This is a genomic window from Novosphingobium sp. Sphag1I (assembly GCF_056279125.1).
In genome coordinates, this window is sequence record NZ_JBWBQS010000001.1 from 76,025 (window position 1) to 92,963 (window position 16,939).

14 protein-coding genes are annotated in these 16,939 nt (G+C 64.1%); 8 read left to right on the plus strand and 6 right to left on the minus strand.

Annotated features, from left to right (window positions below; genetic code table 11):
* Positions 1-28: 28 nt before the first annotated feature.
* Together ACZ9HU_RS00325 and ACZ9HU_RS00330 are read right to left on the minus strand one after the other, a co-directional pair.
* Positions 29-772: a DUF2334 domain-containing protein gene (locus ACZ9HU_RS00325; protein WP_476101015.1), complete on the minus strand. Its 744-nt coding sequence runs from the start codon at positions 770-772 to the stop codon at positions 29-31.
* Positions 769-3,381: an MMPL family transporter gene (locus ACZ9HU_RS00330; RefSeq protein ID WP_476101017.1), complete on the minus strand. Its 2,613-nt coding sequence runs from the start codon at positions 3,379-3,381 to the stop codon at positions 769-771. The genes ACZ9HU_RS00325 and ACZ9HU_RS00330 overlap by 4 nt, the downstream gene beginning before the upstream one ends.
* Before the next feature lie 97 nt (positions 3,382-3,478).
* Between ACZ9HU_RS00330 and ACZ9HU_RS00335 the strand changes: the two genes are divergently transcribed.
* A complete protein-coding gene (locus ACZ9HU_RS00335) occupies positions 3,479-4,477 on the plus strand; it encodes a lysylphosphatidylglycerol synthase domain-containing protein (RefSeq protein WP_476101019.1) in 999 nt (332 codons plus the stop codon).
* 244 nt (positions 4,478-4,721) lie between these two features.
* Here ACZ9HU_RS00335 and ACZ9HU_RS00340 read toward each other — a convergent pair whose 3' ends face one another.
* The 4 genes from ACZ9HU_RS00340 to hpnI are packed head-to-tail and all read right to left on the minus strand — an operon-like array spanning position 4,722 to position 9,133.
* Entirely contained in the window at positions 4,722-5,732 is a 1,011-nt protein-coding gene (locus tag ACZ9HU_RS00340) for an MlaA family lipoprotein (protein ID WP_476101021.1), read from the minus strand.
* The gene (gene hpnK, locus ACZ9HU_RS00345) at positions 5,732-6,550 is read right to left on the minus strand and encodes a hopanoid biosynthesis-associated protein HpnK (RefSeq protein ID WP_476101023.1); all 819 of its coding nucleotides are present in this window, start codon (positions 6,548-6,550) and stop codon (positions 5,732-5,734) included. Before hpnK ends, ACZ9HU_RS00340 begins: the two co-directional genes overlap by 1 nt.
* Positions 6,551-6,554: 4 nt before the next feature.
* Positions 6,555-8,000, minus strand: a complete 1,446-nt coding sequence (gene hpnJ, locus ACZ9HU_RS00350) for a hopanoid biosynthesis associated radical SAM protein HpnJ (protein ID WP_476101025.1) — start codon at positions 7,998-8,000, stop codon at positions 6,555-6,557.
* Positions 7,997-9,133: a bacteriohopanetetrol glucosamine biosynthesis glycosyltransferase HpnI gene (gene hpnI / locus ACZ9HU_RS00355; RefSeq protein WP_476101027.1), complete on the minus strand. Its 1,137-nt coding sequence runs from the start codon at positions 9,131-9,133 to the stop codon at positions 7,997-7,999. Before hpnI ends, hpnJ begins: the two co-directional genes overlap by 4 nt.
* A gap of 56 nt (positions 9,134-9,189) precedes the next feature.
* On the opposite strand from hpnI, the gene hpnA reads away from it, so the two are divergent.
* Genes hpnA through ACZ9HU_RS00390 form a run of 7 tightly spaced genes read left to right on the plus strand, consistent with a single transcriptional unit; the run spans position 9,190 to position 16,925 of the window.
* Complete coding sequence (hpnA, locus tag ACZ9HU_RS00360) at positions 9,190-10,185, plus strand: hopanoid-associated sugar epimerase (RefSeq protein WP_476101028.1); 996 nt, start codon at positions 9,190-9,192, stop codon at positions 10,183-10,185.
* A complete protein-coding gene (locus ACZ9HU_RS00365) occupies positions 10,182-11,330 on the plus strand; it encodes a glycosyltransferase (protein ID WP_476101029.1) in 1,149 nt (382 codons plus the stop codon). The genes hpnA and ACZ9HU_RS00365 overlap by 4 nt, the downstream gene beginning before the upstream one ends.
* Positions 11,327-12,193: a squalene synthase HpnC gene (gene hpnC, locus ACZ9HU_RS00370; protein ID WP_476101031.1), complete on the plus strand. Its 867-nt coding sequence runs from the start codon at positions 11,327-11,329 to the stop codon at positions 12,191-12,193. The genes ACZ9HU_RS00365 and hpnC overlap by 4 nt, the downstream gene beginning before the upstream one ends.
* A 4-nt stretch (positions 12,194-12,197) precedes the next feature.
* Entirely contained in the window at positions 12,198-13,052 is an 855-nt protein-coding gene (gene hpnD, locus ACZ9HU_RS00375; RefSeq protein ID WP_476101033.1) for a presqualene diphosphate synthase HpnD, read from the plus strand.
* 2 nt (positions 13,053-13,054) lie between these two features.
* Positions 13,055-14,326, plus strand: coding sequence for a hydroxysqualene dehydroxylase HpnE (gene hpnE / locus ACZ9HU_RS00380; RefSeq protein ID WP_476101035.1), 1,272 nt, complete (start codon positions 13,055-13,057; stop codon positions 14,324-14,326).
* Entirely contained in the window at positions 14,323-16,260 is a 1,938-nt protein-coding gene (gene shc / locus ACZ9HU_RS00385) for a squalene--hopene cyclase (RefSeq protein ID WP_476101037.1), read from the plus strand. Before hpnE ends, shc begins: the two co-directional genes overlap by 4 nt.
* Positions 16,248-16,925, plus strand: a complete 678-nt coding sequence (locus ACZ9HU_RS00390; protein WP_476101040.1) for a phosphorylase family protein — start codon at positions 16,248-16,250, stop codon at positions 16,923-16,925. Before shc ends, ACZ9HU_RS00390 begins: the two co-directional genes overlap by 13 nt.
* The last annotated feature ends 14 nt before the right edge of the window (positions 16,926-16,939 follow it).

The following is a 16,939-nucleotide window of genomic DNA, read 5'->3' on the forward strand; positions in this document are numbered from 1 at the left end:
GTGGCTGAACACGCGATGGGGCTGGCGTTCAGTTTTGCAGCAATTCGCCATAGCGGGCCGGACGGCGACGCGCGGCAAAGCTGGTATAGGTCTCTCGGATTGAAGAAATCAGTTCAGGAACAGTGGTATCGCCCGGATGGACGGCAATGCGCGCCACGTCCAGCCCATGCAGCCCCACCCGCGCGAGGTTGGCGAAGAAGCGCGAGGAAAGCTGTCGCCCCTTGCTCCGGCTGGCCCATGTCACAACCGGGCCGCGGGCCAGCGTTTCGCCGGTTTGCGGCCGCCAAACGCGCATATGATCCTCGGCCAGAGGGAAGCCCGATTCGGCCAGAGCGGCCATTGCGCCCGGCCCATAAAGCCATGCCGGGGCGATAAAGCCTGCCGTCTCGCGCCCGATAATATCCTCGATCAGCTTGCGCCCATCGGCCATCCGGCGCGTGGCTTCGGCCTGGCTCAGGCCCAGAAACTCGCCTTCGCTGGCCGTCATATGCTTGGCCTTGAAGGCCGCGACGCCGCTGTGCTGGGCCAGATCCTTGTGGAACCAGCCATGGACGAACATTTCCACCCCCAGTTCCGACCACCGGCGCAATTTGGCCTGATAGGCGGTATTGGTGGCCAGCGGCGCCTCGCTCCAGTGATCGGGCACGACCAGCATGGCAAAATTCAACCCATGGAGCAGGTCGGTCAGCAGATCGGCCAGTTGATCGACCTGTGCCTCGGCCCGCGGGCCAACATCGTGGATCGAGGCTAAAAGGATCTTTTCGCGGCTCATGGTTTCACCTTCTTCGGGATCGGGCCAAGCAGCGCCGGTTCGAAAATCAAAGCGCAGATCAACGTCCAGACCAGCGAGAGCATCAGGATCAGCCCCATGCTGGCCGTGCCGGGATGGGCGCTGAACCACAGGGCGCCAAAGGCCGAGCCGGTGGCCAGCGCGCTGCACAAAACCGCGCGGGCCAGCGAGGTTTGCAGCAAATCACCCACGCCCGAACGCCACGCCATGACGAAATAGATGTGAAACGCCACGCCCACCCCGAACAGCAACGGAAAGGCGATGATATTGGCGAAATTGAGCGGTTGCCCAATCGCCACGCATGTCCCCAGCGTCAGGAACCCCGACAGCACCACCGGGGCCAGCGTAAAGGCCACCTCACGCACCGAACGCAGCACCAGCCACAACAGCCCCGACACCAGCGCCAGCGCCAGCAGGCCCGCGACGATGAACGCATGGCTGACGGTCCTGGCCGCCTCCTGCGTGGCAATGGGCAGGCCGGTGGCGCGGGGCGCTTCGGCGCGGACGGCGGCGGAAAAGCGCTCGATGGTGGCATTGTCGGTGCCATTGCCAGAGGGCGTGACCTGAACCAGGGCGCGGCCATCAGCGGCGAGCCAGTCGCGGCGGATATCTTCGGGCAGATTTTCGCGCGTCACCTCGCTGGCGGTCAGCGAGGCGCGGATCTTGTCCAGCGTCAGGCCCAGCGGGGGCACCAGCATCGCGCTCACCGCCTCGCGCTGCGCCGGCGTGGCGGCGGCCAGAGCGGTAAAGCTTTTGGCCAATTGCGCTGCGGGCACGGCGGTTGCGCCGGGCCGGGCCGACAAAGCCTTGAGCGAAGCAGCCGCTTTCGTCAGCGCGGCCACCGTTGTCGCATCATCGCTGGCGGGCGGGAAATCGAACGGGTTGATCGTCGCGTCCAGCAACAGCGAAGCGTCCGAAATCAGCGCCAGCTTCACCCCCTGCGCTTCGGGCACGAAACTGTCGATGGTGATGGCGCGGGCCACTTCCTTGCGGCGGGAAAGGCGGTTTTCCAGCTCATCTGCCGCCTCGACATTGGGGGTCAGGATGGTGATCGTGTTGGGTGTGCGGTCGGCATCCTTCATCAGGATCGACAATTCACGCATCGCCGGGCTGTTGGGGTTGCGCAGATGCAGCGGGTTAAAGTCGAACTTGACCCAGACCAGCGTGACGACCGAGAGCAGCATAGCCCCGACAAAGGCGATCAGAATATCGCGGCGGTGACGGTGCAGGAAAGCATCGAGCGGCGCGGCCCCGGACCAACCCACTTCCTTGGCGGGCACGGCGGGGCGCAGCAGGATGAGCAGCGCGGGCAGCAGCGTGATGTTGAGCGCAAAGGCTATGACCATGCCCATGCCCGCAATCACGCCCAATTCGGCAATGCCGATATAATCGGTCGGCAAAAACGCGCCCAGCGCCAGAAAAATCGCCGCCGCCGCAAGGCTCAAAGGCTCACCAATCGCGGCGGCCATGCGTTCGAGCGCCTCGATCGGGGCGGCGCCCGCGCGGCGTTCATGGTTGAAACGCACCGCCACCTGTATCCCGAAATCGACGCCAAGGCCGACAAAGAGCGGAATAAACGCCACCGAGATCAGATTGAGCCGCCCGACCGTCAACAGGCCCAGCGCCAGCGTGATGACCAGACCCGCGATGATCGTCACCATGATCGCCGCCACCGTCTTGGCCGAACGCGTGGCCAGCCACAGGCAGGCCAGCATCGCGGCCAACATGCCCAGCCCGATCAGCCCCATCCCTTCACGGATCGATGCGAATTCCTCATCGGCCAGCGGCACTTCGCCGGTGATCCCGACCCGCACGCCATGGGCGGCATCCAGCCCCAATTGGGCGGCCTGTGCATGGATGGCCTTTACCGCCGCATCGCCCGGTTCCAGATCGCCATAATCCATTTGCGGCATCACGATCAGCAAACGGCGCGTGGGCGGCGCGAGCGAACCCTTGTCGGTCGAAAACAGGCGTTGCCACGAGAAATACTGCACCTTGCCCGCCAGTTTCGCGTCAATCGCGGCGGACAATTTGGCCAAAGGTTCGGCCAGGCGCGAGGCATCCTGCGTCCCGCGCGATGCGCCATCGGCCACCGTGTCGATGGTCGTGGCAATGCCATGCAGGCTGGGATCACCCGCAAGCCCGCCCAGCAGGGGCTGCGCATCGATCAGGCGCTGCGTGGTCTGCTGCACCTCGGGCAAATCGGCAAAGAGCAGCCCGGAGCGGTCAAAAAACGCGCCGCCATCGGGGCGCCGCACCGAAATCACCGGCCCTTTTGGCCCCAGCTTGCCCAGCGCATCGCTCAGCCGGATCGCCCCATCCTCGGCCAGTTCGGGCGTTTGCCCGTCAACCACGACCAGGATCGAATCCTTCAATTGCGGAAAGGCCGCTTCGATGGCCGCGCCGTCCTGACGCCATGGCGTTTTCGCGCTGATCAATTCGCCCGTGTCGGTGGTCATGGCAAAATGCCCCGCCACATAGAACAAAGCCCCCACCACAAAGGCCAAAGCCACGGCCAGCGTGGCCGCAGGGCGACGGGATGCCGCGCGAATGGCGCGCAGAATGGCGGGGGTCAGACGGGCGGTGATCATCGCGGGTTGCTCTGACCGAAAACTGGGGCGCAAACAAGGCACAACCTTGCCCAATGCGGCGCATGCGCCTATCGCGCGCGGCCATGAGATATATGGCATGACGCAGACCAAGACCCAGACCGGGACCAAATCCGGCCGCCGTTGGGGCGCCATGTTGCCCTCCGTATTGCTGCTTGCCGGATTGCTGGGCATGGTGGCGGCCAACAAGGGCCTGCGCCAGATGTTTGCGCAGGCGGTGCAGACCATCGACCCATGGGCGGTGGTGGCGGTTTTGCCGGTGCAATTCGTCGCGATCCTGCTGTGTACGGCGGCGCAACAGGCGTTGAAGGTCGGCATTCCGTTCCGTTCCAGCCTGATTGCGCGACTGGTGCGCGATGCGGCCCATACCCTGCTGCTGTTTCCACCCGGCCTTGGCGATGTGGTGGGGGCGCGGGCCGTGGTGCTGCTGGGCGGGCGAGGGCGCGCGGCGGTGGCCTTGCGCGCGCTGGATATCATTGCCGAATGTATTGCCGAACTGCCCTATATGGCGCTGGCGGGCTATGTCCTGTGGAACTGGCGGCGCGAGGGCGGGGCGGTGCCCACGGCATCGGGTGGCGGGCATGATTGGTGGGGCCTGCTGGCCGTGCCGGTGCTGGCCTATGTCGGGTGGCGGTTGTGGCGCAAAAGCGCGCATCATCGGCGCTTTATCCAGACCCGCACCGGGCGCCGCCTGCGCGCCGAAATCCACCTGATGCGCCGCGAATTGGCGCGGCAGCGTACCGGCATGCCGCTGGCCATCATCCTCCATTTCTTTGCGTGGAGCATGGCCGGGCTTCAGGTCTATATCGCCGCCCATATCTTTGGCATGAACCTCTCGCTCTATGCCGCCTTTGCCATCGAAAGCGCGGCGACGGCGGCGCGCATGATCCTGTTTTTCGTGCCGGGCGGCCTTGTCATGCAGGAGGCGGGCGCGGTTCTGGCCGGCGCGGCCATGGGCGTTGCCGCGCCCCAGGCTCTGGCGCTCAGCCTGATCCTGCGTTTGCGCGAACTGGCCTTCGGGTCGGCGTTGTTGATGTGGCCGGTGCTGGAATATCGGGCGCGGCGGCGGGGGGAGTAGCGCAGGATTTGCCTCCGGCGGGCAAAGGGCGGGTGCCCTTTGCAATCCCGTTATGGGGTCGTGGGAGGTGGGCAGCCTTGTGCGTGGGCGGTCTAATCAAAGCCTGCGGCGCGGATAGGGCAGTGGCTGCAGCGCCGCAGGCTTTAAAATTAAGCCTTTATGCGGAACGGTTGCGCCCACCGACACAATATCGGGATTGCAAAGGGACAAGTCCCTTTGCCCGCCGGAGGCACCTTTTAATTCCCTAAGGCCGAACCCCACCCGCTGCCGGTTTCACCGCCGGATCCTCCAGCGCATCGTCGAATTCGGGCACATCGGGCGCCTGCCCCGGCGGAACTTTGAGCGCGGCGATCTGGCCGGCGCGGTTCTGCAGGTAGGTTGAACGCAGCGCGGCATAGAAATCGACCGATTGACCTTTGAGCGCTTTGAGATCGGGTTCGGCCCGCGCGCGCGCGTCGATACCGCTGGTCACCAGCGCGACCATGCCGGGGGTGGACACCGAGATGGCCGCCGTCACAAAAGAGCGCGTCCGACGGTTGGGCGCGACCGACACTTGCGGACGCGATACATAATCCAGCAGCAACGGCTGGGTGAACGCATCCCCCCCAAGGCCGATCAGATCGCGGATCGAGGTGGGGCCAAGGATCGGCAGATAGAGATAGGCCCCCGGCCCCGCGCCCGCCACGCCCAGCGTATTGGAAAAGCCGTTGCTGTGCGCGGGCGTGTTGAAGGGTTTACGCTTGGCCACATCGACCAGCCCGCCAATGCCAATCGTCGAATTGATGGCAAAGCGTTTGGCGGTTTGCCATGCGCGCATGGGCTTCAACTGGATCATGTCATTGACCAGCGTCGATGGCATGAAGATGTTGGCCAGCGCATTATGCACCCCATCGCGCACCGGTTCGGGCATGACGGCGCGATAGACCATCGCCACCGGGCGCAGGATGAAGCGGTCGATCGGCTGGGTGATGGCAAAGAACACGCGGTTCATGCCTTCCAGCGGATCGGGATTGTCGGGATTGGCGATCTTGTCGGGGCCTTCGTCGGCCTCTTCAAAATTCTTGCCGTCGCGGGTGGCGGATTGCGCCATGCCCATCACGATGATGGGGGCGTTTTCCTCCGCGCTCTCGCCCGCCATCGCGGCGACTTCTGCGGCGGCATCACTGTTGTCTGGTTCGACGGTTGCCGGTTCGGGCGCGCTGACCACGGCGGCGATAGGCGCCAGCGCCAGCGGAAGGATAAGAGGCAGCGCCATCAGGCGACCTGTGAGCCGGCAAAACGGGCGAAGGGGCCGATTTCCACCCCGCTGTCCCGCAAGGCCGCGATCACGCCCGGATCGGTCAGCGCGGCCAGTTCGGCGCGATAGAGATAGCCCGGCGCCGAACCGGGATAGGCATCCACCGTGGCGGGATGGGTGTAAAGCTCGGTCAAACCTACGGGCAATGCCTGCAACGCCTGCGCCATGCGGTCGGCGGTAAAGGCCCCGGTCTGGATCAGGCCCGCGACATTGTCATTGGTGGCCAGCCCCGCCTTGCGCCAGCGCCGCCCCAGAAAGCGCGCCCAGCCTTCCATCAACCCGGTCCCGGCTTGGGCAGGCATACGGATCGAGCGCAAGCCATGCCGCCGCCCTTCGGCCAGAATGACCGAGGCGATCATCGGGTGAAGGTGGAAATGCTTGTGTGCATTCACATGGTCGAGTTTCAGGCCCGTTGCGGCAAAGGCGGCAAATTGCGCGGCCACTTCGGCCCGCATCTGGGCATGGGCGGCGGGGGACAGGGCAATGGCAAAGGCCGTGCGCACCATCGAATCGTGAAACCGCCCGTCCGGCCCCACCAGTGCGGGCACCTGTTCGGGCGGCAAAACCGGAACGCCATCGGCCAGCACCACATGCAGGCCCACGCCAAGGTCCGGCAGGCGGCGCGCACGTTCCACCGCATCCTCCACCGCCTCGCCCGAAACCATCAGGCTGGCGGCGGTCAGGATGCCGGTCGTATGCGCCCGCTCGACCGCTTCATTCACCGCCTGCGCGGCGCCGAAATCATCGGCTGTCACCACGAGACGGCGAATGCTCATCGGCTTATGCGGCTTCCTTGCGCTGACGCAGGAACTGGAAGAATTCCACACCTTCGCGCAGGCGGCGCTTCATCATGTCCCAATCGCGCACCATTTCATTGACGATGGCGCCGATCTTGCGCGGGCGGAAATAGAAGCGCTTGTAGAATTCCTCGACCTTGGCGTGGATCACCGACGCGGGCAGGTGGGGATAGGACAATTGCGCGATCTGGTGGCCGCCATCGTCGGTCATCGGCTTGCCGCCGGCGAACCAGCCGTTTTCCACCGCCTGATTATACAGGAACGTGCCGGGATAGGGCGCGGCCAGCGACACCTGAATCGTGTGCGGGTTGATTTCCTGGGCATAGCGGATGGTTTCCTCGATCGTTTCCAGCGTTTCGCCGGGCAGACCGAGGATGAAGGTGCCGTGGATGGCGATGCCAAGTTCGTGGCAATTCTTGGTGAACTCGCGCGCCACTTCGACGCGCAGGCCCTTCTTGATGTTGTGCAGGATCTGCTGGTTGCCGCTTTCATAGCCGACGAGCAGCAGGCGGCAGCCATTGGCCTTCATGATTTCCAGCGTCTTGCGGGGCACATTGGCCTTGGCGTTGCAGCTCCACGTCAGCGGGAAGCCCGGCTTGCCAAAGCCCAGTTCGCCCATGGCGATGGCCAGCTTTTCGACGCGGTCGATGTCATCGGTCAGCGTGTCATCGTCAAAGAAGATCTCCTTGGTTTCGGGGATTTCGTTGATGATGTACTGGATTTCCTCGATCACCTTGCCGACCGAGCGCGAGCGATAGCGGTGGCCCGAAATCGTCTGGGGCCACAGACAGAAGGTGCAGCGGCTCTTGCACCCGCGGCCCGTGTAGAAGGACACATAGGGCGCCTTGAGATAACCGATAAAGTAATTGTCGATCTTCAGGTCGCGCTTGTACATGGGCGAAACCATGGGCAGCGCGTCCATATCCTCGATGATGGCGCGGTTTTTATTGTTGATGATCGTGCCGTCCGGCCCGCGATAGGAAATGCCGTCGATCTCGGCAAAGGGGCGCCCCTCGGCCAGTTCGACGCAGGTGTAATCATATTCCTCACGCGCGACGAAATCGATCGCGGTGCTGGCCTCAAGGCTTTGCTGCGTCTCGATCATTACCTTGGCGCCGACAAAGCCGACGAGGCAATTGGGGTTGCGGGCCTTGATCAGTTCCGCCGTCTTGATGTCCTGCATAAAGCTGGGCGTCGAGGTGTGGAGGATGACCAGTTCGGCCGTGTCAAATTCGTGGGCGATGTCTTCCCAGCTCAGATCATGAGCGGGCGCGTCGATCAGTTTTGATCCCGGCACCATCGCGGCGGGCTGGGCCAGCCACGTCGGATACCAGAAGCTCTTGATCTCACGCTTGGCCTGATAGCGGGCGCCGGCGCCCCCGTCGAAACCGTGGAAGGAGGGGGCTTGGAGAAAAATGGTGCGCTTCATCGGTCTCTCTTGGTGTGGGCGGCGATCCGGCCCTTGGCGGTCATTGTAAGGCTTGCGCCGCGCCAATCAATCGCAGTTGCGAACAGGCTGGCGCAAAAAATGCAAAAGCTGATGAGGTCGGCGGCAGGGATAAGCCATAGCGGGGGGGCAATAGGCGCATATTTATGAACCTTTGCTGCAAGCGCAAGGCGGGCGAGGATCATGGCGAGCAAAAGCGCGCCGCCAATTCCCGGCATCAACAGCGCGGCCAGCATGGCCAAAGGCAGGCCATGGGTGACAATCGAGCCGTAATGGCCCACCCCGGCCAGATCGCGCACCGTCACGGCCCAGCGCAAATGTTGCCGCCACAGCGCGCCAAAGGAGCGCTCCACCCCGGCATGGACAAGGATCATCGGCGGAATATCGACTCGCAGCCCTTGCGCGCGAACGCCAGCGCCGATGGCATGATCATCGGCCAAAACATCGGCCAGAGCTTCAAACCCGCCCATCGCATTCAACGTTTCGCGGCGCAGGGCAATGGTGGACCCCATGCATGGCTGGGCCATGCCGGTGATCAGGCTGACGACCATATTGGGCAAGGTCTGGGCCGAAATCATTACCGCGCCGATTCGGCTCCACAATCCCTCATCGCCCCGCCCGACATAGAGGCAGGAAACCGCCCCCACGCCCGGCTGGTCCAAGGCATTGTTGATGCGGGACAGGTAATCGGGTTCGACCACCATATCGCTGTCCGACAGGACCAGCACATCATGTTCGGCCAAGGGCATCATCGCGATCAGAGAGCCGACCTTGCCATTGGCGGCAGGCGCTCGCGGTCCGGGGTAAAAGGCGATATTGTCATGCGCGGCGACCATGGCGCGGGCCACCGGCGCGGCGCCGTCATCGGGGGCATTGGTGCCCATGACGATCTGGACGGGGGCGTCATAATCCTGCCGCGTAAACCCGGCCAGATTTTCCGCCAGACGTGGTTCGGCGCCATGCAGGGGTTTGAGAATGGTGATCGGCCGGACAGGCGCGTCCGGCGCTGGCGCCCCGGCGAAAAAACGGCCCACGGCGGCCATGGCAAAGAGTTGATAGAGCAAGGCAACGCCCGCCAATCCCACCACGCCATATGACAACCAGATATATCCCATGGTGCGAGCCCTACACCGCTTTGCAGTCGCAGCAAAAGGGTTTAGGGGCATCGGCCATGAGCGGACCCATCACGATCGTTACCGGCGTGGCCGGTTTTCTGGGCAGCGCGGTGGCGCGGGTGCTGGCGGCGCAGGGGCGGGCGGTGCGCGGGGTGGTGCGCGGTTCCTCCTCGCGGGTGAATCTGCTCGATTTTCCCGGAGAGATTGTCGAGGCCGACCTGCGCGACGAGGGTGCGGTGCGCGAGGCGATGCGCGGCGGGGCCGAATTGTACCACGTCGCGGCCGACTATCGCCTGTGGGCGCGCGATCCCGGCGAAATCCTGCGCAACAATGAGGTGATGACCCGCGCGGTCATGCGCGCCGCTCTGGCCGAGGGGGTGGGGCGGGTGGTTTACACCTCGTCCGTGGCGACCTTGAAGCCGCTGGACAATGGCGTGGCCGATGAAACCCGCCCGGCCAGCGTGGCCGAGGCGGTGGGCATTTACAAACAATCCAAGGTCGTGGCCGAACGCTTGGTCGAGGATATGGTGGCGCGCGAGGGATTGCCCGCGATTATTGTCCAGCCATCGACCCCCATCGGCCCGCGCGATGTCAAACCGACGCCTACGGGCCGCATCCTTGTCGAATGCGCGCATGGGCGGATGCCCGCCTATGTCGAAACCGGCCTCAACCTTGTCCATGTCGAGGATGTGGCGCGCGGGCACTTGCTGGCGGCGGAGCGGGGGCAGATCGGGCGGCGCTATATTCTGGGCGGTCAGGATGTGAAGCTGGGCGCGATGCTGGCGGAAATCTGCGCGGCTGTGGGGCGGAAACCACCGCGGGTGAAATTGCCGGTCGCGCCACTGTTCCCCTTGGCGGTGGGCGCGGAATTGTGGGGGCGGATGACGGGGGTGGAACCCTTTGTCACCGTGGACGCGCTGAAAATGGCGCGCCACCACATGTATTTTTCCAGCGCGCGGGCGCAGGCTGAACTCGGCTATACCGCCCGCCCGTGGCAGGAAGCGGTGCGCGATGCGCTGAACTGGTTTGCGCAGGAAGGGATGATCCCATGATCTGGCCCCCCATGATCTGGCTCTCCGCGCTGGTGCTGGCGATCTGGCTGGGGCTGGTGGCCACGGGCTTCTGGACATGCCGAGAGGCGGATGACAACGCCCCCTTTGCCGCGCCCGACGTCTGGCCTTATGTGGTCGCTGTCGTCCCGGCGCGCAATGAAGCCGATGTGATCACCCGCTCCATCGGCAGCCTTCTGCGTCAGGATTATGCCGGATCGTTCCGGGTCGTGCTGGTGGATGACAATTCCGAGGATGGCACCGGCGATCTGGCCCGCGCCTTGGGTTCTGATCGGCTGACCGTGGTTCAGGGCGCGCCGCTGGGCGCAGGCTGGACCGGAAAGCTCTGGGCCGTGCATCAAGGCATCGCGCAGGCCGGGGCGCCGCATTATCTGTGGCTGACCGATGCCGATATCGAACATGCGCCCGATACGTTGACGCGATTGGTCGGCATTGCCCATGGCGGCAATCGGCGTCTGGTGTCCTTCATGGCGTTGCTGTCATGCCGGACATGGGCGGAAAAGTGGCTGGTGCCCGCCTTCATCTGGTTTTTCATGATGCTCTATCCGTTCAACTGGATCAATCGCCGGGGGCCGGTCGCGGGGGCTGCGGGCGGATGCGTTTTGGTCGAGCGCGACGCGTTGGAGGCCGCAGGCGGCATTGGCGCGATGCGCGGGGCGCTGATCGATGATTGCACCTTGGGCGCGCTGATTAAAAAGCAAGGCCCGATCTGGCTGGGCCTGACGCGGCGCAGCGTATCGATCCGGCCCTACAGCAATTGGCGCGAGATCGGCATGATGATCGCGCGCAGCGCTTACGCGCAATTGCGCTATAATCCGCTGATGCTGGTGGGCACGGTGCTGGGGCTGGCCTTGATGTTCGGGGCGCCGGTGTGGCTGGCGTTGATGGCGCGTGGCTCGGTTCAGGTGATGGGCCTGATCGCGTTGGGGCTGATGCTGGGTTCCTATCAGCCGATTTTGGGCTTTTACGGTCGGGCGCCGATGCGCGCTCTGGCCCTGCCTTTGGTCGCGCTGTTCTATGTTTCATGCACAATCTATTCAGCTTGGGCCTATTACCGGGGCAAGGGCGGCATGTGGAAAGGCCGCGCACAGGCATTAGACGTTTCTGGGGGCATTTCGGGGGCATGACAGACTCCATCCTGACCACCGCCGATCTGCAAAGCGGCAAGGATCACACGGGTGAGAATTTCCCCGTGGCCAGTTTTCTGGTGCGCCCCGATTGCCGCGCGCCGGTGATGGCCTATTACCGTTTCGCCCGTGCGGCGGACGATATTGCCGATCACCCCACCGCGCCGCCTGCGGAAAAGCTGCGCCTGCTGGGCCTGATGCGTGCCGGCCTTGAAGGCGGCGAGGCGGGCGTTGGCGATCCTCTGGCACAGGCGCTGGGCACGGTTTGCCGCGAACGGGGGATCAGTCTGGCCCATGCCCATGACCTGTTGACCGCGTTTGAACGCGACTGCACGATTGATCGCTATGAGGATTGGGCCGGGCTGATCGACTATTGCCGCTATTCGGCCATGCCGGTCGGGCGCTTCGTCCTTGATTGCCATGGCGAGGATCGCGCGCTGTGGCCGATGAATGACGCGCTTTGCGCCGCGTTGCAGGTGATCAACCACCTTCAGGATTGCGCCAAGGATTATCGAACGATCAACCGGGTCTATATCCCGCTCGATTCGCTGCGCGCCGCAGGGATCGGGGTGGAGGCCTTGGGCGAGCCGCGTTCCAATCCGGCCCTGCGCGACATCATCACCGACCTGACTCTGCGCACGCAAGGGCTTTTGCGCGCCAGCGCGCCCTTTGCCAAGGCGATCCGCGACTGGCGGCTGGCCACCGAAGTCGCCGTGATCCACCGCCTTGCCGAGGATTTGTGCGAAGTCTTGCTGGCTCGCGATCCTTTGAGCGAAAAGGTCCACCACACCAAGCTGCGCGCCCTGACCCTTGCGCTTCGTGCTGCATTGCGGCAGGCGGGGCGGCGGATCCTGCCGGGCTGAGATTATGAATACTATGACCCTATCGCCCGAAACACTGCCCGATGGCCTTCGCGCCAAGGTGGCCGGCAGCAGCTTTTATGCCGGCATGCGCATCCTGCCGCGTGCCGAGCGTGAGGCGATGTTCGCCATTTATGGCTTTTGCCGGATTGTCGATGACATTGCCGATGATCAACAGGCCCCGCGCGACCAACGCGGCGCGATGCTGGCCGACTGGCGGCGCTGGATCGGCGCGCTCTATCGCGGCGGCGATACCGGACAGGCGGGCTTTCTGGCCCAGGCGATCCGCGATTTCGCGCTGGAGGAAGCCGACTTCCTGGCCGTGATCGAAGGGATGCAGATGGATGTCGACGCCGATATCCAATGGCCGACCTTTGCCAGGCTCGACCATTATTGCGATTGCGTGGCCAGCGCGGTCGGGCGCCTGTCGGTCAATATCTTTGGCATGAACCGGGACGAGGGCGTCCATCTGGCGCATCACCTTGGCCGGGCGCTGCAATTCACCAATATCCTGCGCGATCTGGACGAGGATGCGGAAATTGCCCGCGTCTATCTGCCGATCGAGGCGCTGACCCATGCGGGCATCCGCCCGACAACGCCCGAAGCCCTGATGCAGGACCCCGGCATGGACAGCGCCGCGCGCTGGCTGGCCGCGCGGGCCGAGGCGCATTTCATCGAGGCGGGCGCCTGTCTTGCCGCAAGGCCCAAGGGCCGCCTGATCGCCCCGCGCCTGATGGAGGAAGCCTATGCGCTGGTCCTGCGCAAAATGCTGGCCCAAGGCTGGCAGGCCCCGCGCCGCCGGATCAGCACGTCCAAGCCGCGCCTGATCTTCTCGCTGATCCGCCATCTGGTGATGGGTTGAGCATGGGATTTGTCCGGGCCGAAGTGGTGGGCGCGGGTATGGCCGGTCTGGCCGCCGCGGTGGAATTGACCGTGGCCGGTGTGCCCGTTGCGCTGTCCGAGGCGGGGCCAAGGGCAGGCGGGCGTTGCCGGTCCTATTTCGACCCGTCGCTGGGCCTGACCATCGATAATGGCAACCACCTGGTTCTGGCGGGTAATCCGGCGGTGGCGCGGTTCCGCAACCTGATCGGCGCGGGCGAGCCTCTGGCCGGGCCGGATCATGCCGATTTCGCCTTTGCCGATCTGGCCACCGGTGAACGCTGGACGCTGCGGATCAATGACGGGCCGGTGCCGTGGTGGGTCTTTGTGCCATCACGCCGGGTGCCGGGGTCGCGTCTGGCCGATTATCTGCCGCTGGGCCGCTTGCTCAAGGGGCGGGCGGATCAGACCATCGGCGATCTGGTGAAACCAGAAGGGCCGGTGTGGGAACGGATGCTGCATCCCGTCCTGTTGGCCGCGCTCAACACCGATCCTGCGGTGTCGAGCGCGGGGCTTTGCGCCAATGTTCTGGCCGAAACGCTGGCCAAAGGCGGGCGGGCCAGCGCGCCGCGTGTGGCCGTCCCCAATTTGGCCGCCGCCTTTATCGACCCGGCTGTGACGTGGTTGGGGGAAAAGGGCGTTGCGTTTCGGACCGGGCGGCGATTGCGTGCCATCCGGTTTGCGGGCGATGTCGTTTCGGCGCTGGAATGGGCCGACGGGGAACAGGCGATGGCGCCCGATGAGGCGGTCGTTCTGGCCGTGCCCGCATGGGTGGCGGCCTCGCTGGTGCCGGATCTGGTGGTGCCGGATGATCACCGCTCGATCCTCAACGCCCATTTCGCCTGTACCCCGCCGGAGGGGGCACCCGACATGCTGGGCCTGACGAATGCGACCAGCGAATGGATTTTTACCCATCCGGACCGGATTTCGGTGACGATTTCGGGCGCGGATCGCCTGATCGACGATGACCGCGAGGCGCTGGCCACAATGATCTGGGCCGAAGTGGCGCAGGCTTTGGGCATCACGCACCCCATGCCATCGTGGCAGATCGTCAAGGAAAAGCGCGCCACATTCGCCGCCACGCCGCAGCAGGACGCCAAGCGGCCCCCAACGCGCACCCGCTGGCGCAATCTGTTTCTGGCGGGCGACTGGGTGCAAAATGGTTTGCCCGCGACGATCGAGGGCGCAATCCGCTCTGGCGACAGCGCGGCGCGGCTGGTTCTGGGCCAGCCTGTGACATATGGAAAAGGACGATGAGCCAAGCAGCACCTGAACGCGCCCTGTTGGACGCCACCATCGCGCGCGCCTCGCAATCGCTGTTGGGTGAACAGCGCGAGGATGGCCACTGGGTCTATGAACTGGAGGCCGACGCCACCATTCCGTCGGAATATGTCCTGTTGCGCCATTTCCTTGGCGAGCCGGTGGATGATGGGCTTGAGGCCAAGATCGGCCGCTATCTGCGCCGGATTCAATCGGACACTCATGATGGCTGGCCGCTTTATCACGAAGGCGGGTTTGATGTTTCGGCCAGTGTGAAGGCCTATTACGCGCTGAAAATGATCGGCGATGATGTGGACGCGCCCCATATGGTCCGCGCCCGCGCCGCGATCCACAAGGCGGGCGGGGCCGAAGCCGCCAATGTCTTCACCCGTATCCAATTGGCGCTGTTTGGCGCGGGGTCTTGGGACGTGGTGCCCACCATTCCGCCCGAACTGATCCTCGCGCCGCGCTGGTTCCCGGTCCATCTGCTGAAAATGTCCTATTGGGCGCGTACGGTGGTGGTGCCCTTGCTGGTGCTGTGCGCGTTGAAGCCTGTGGCGCGCAATCCCCGGCAGGTGTTCGTTGATGAACTCTTCACCGGCGTCGCGCGCAAGCTGACCAGCCAGGCCGACCATGTTCATCCCGTGTGGAAAAACGGATTCGAGGCACTGGATTGGGGGCTGAAGAAGTTTGAGGGCCATTGGCCCAAGTCGATGCGCGCCCGCGCCATCAAATTGTGCGAAGAATGGGTGATTGAGCGGCTGAACGGCGTCGATGGCCTTGGCGCGATCTATCCGGCCATGGCCAACAGCGTGATGATGTTCGACGTTCTGGGCTATGCCCCGGATCACCCGCATCGCGCCATTGCGCGGGAATCGGTCGAACGGCTGTTGGTGATCAAGGATGACGAGGCCTATTGCCAGCCCTGCGTTTCGCCGGTGTGGGACACGGCGCTTGCCGCCCATGCCATGCTGGAGGTCGGCAGCGAGCAGAGCATTGCGGCGGCCAATCGCGCGCTCGACTGGTTGGGGCCGCGCCAGATTCTGGATACGGCGGGCGATTGGGCCGAACAGCGCGACGTCCGCCCCGGCGGCTGGGCGTTTCAGTATAACAATGACCATTATCCCGATCTGGACGACACCGCGGTTGTGGTGATGGCGATGGACCGCGCATCGGGCTTTCGCGGTGACAAGGACGAGCAGGCCATCGCGCGCGGCGTCGAATGGACCGTGGGGCTGCAATCGAAGGATGGCGGGTTTGCCGCATTCGATGCGGACAATGACAAGCTTTACCTGAACAACCTGCCCTTTGCCGATCATGGTGCCTTGCTGGACCCGCCGACGGCCGATGTTTCGGCGCGGGTCGTCTCGATGCTGGCCCAGATGGGCGAGCCGATCGACAGCCCGCGCATGAAGGCCGCGCTGGGTTGGCTGGAAAAGGAACAGGAAAAGGAAGGCAGCTGGTTTGGCCGTTGGGGTGTCAACCATGTCTATGGAACATGGTCTGTGCTTTGCGCGTTGGGTCGGGTAGGGATTGGGCGTGACCATCCGATGGTGGCCCGCGCGGTGGCATGGCTGAAAACAGTGCAGAATGAGGATGGTGGCTGGGGGGAAAGCTGCGATTCCTATGCGCTGGACCGCAAAGGGCATGAAACATTCCAATCCAACGCCAGCCAGACCGCATGGGCGTGTCTGGGCCTGATGGCGGTGGGTGAGGCAAAGAGTGATGCGGTTGCGCGCGGGATCGCGTGGCTGGTCGAAAATCAGGCCGATGACGGTCTCTGGGGGCAGGAGCATTATACGGGCGGGGGCTTCCCGCGAGTCTTTTACCTGCGTTATCATGGCTATCCGCGCTATTTCCCGCTTTGGGCTCTGGCACGGTATCGCAACATGGCGCAGGCCAATGTGGAGCAAGCCCAGTGGGGAATGTGAACGGCAAGCCGGTGATCGCGGTGACAGGCACGTTGCGTGAAGCAGCGGTGCTGAACAAACATGACGTCGTGGTGATGGCCGGGGGCAATGATCCCGAACGTTTGCGCGAAGAATTGATGGTGCGCGCCCAGAGCGCCAGCGCCTTGATCAGTTATGGCATGGCAGGCGCCATCGACCACACGCTGAAATTGGGCACGATGGTGATCGGCAAGCGATTGACCGGCACGTTTCACGCCAAATGCGATGAACGCTGGGTCGAGGTGTTACGCCAGTTGTTGCCCGGCGCGCGCGTCGGCACGATCCACGCAGACGGCCATCTGTTGACCGATTCGCATGACAAGGCCGAGCGCGCATGGGCCAGCGCCGCCGTGGCCGCCGATATGGAAAGCCATATCGTTGCCGAAGTGGCGGCGCATATGAACCTGCCCTTTGTCGTGTTGCGGTGCATTTCCGATATTGCCGAGGTGGAATTGCCGCCTGCGGTCAATGTCATGATGGGGCCTGATGGCGATCTGGCGCTGGGCGCGGTGTTCAATTCGATCCGGCAAAATCCGGGGCAACTTGGCGCGTTGACCAAGACGCTTGTGGGTTTTTCCAAAGCCTATCGGGCGTTGATCAAGGGATCAAAACAGGCCGGGCCGCAATTGGGTTTTGACTTGCGATAATACGAAAAAGGCGG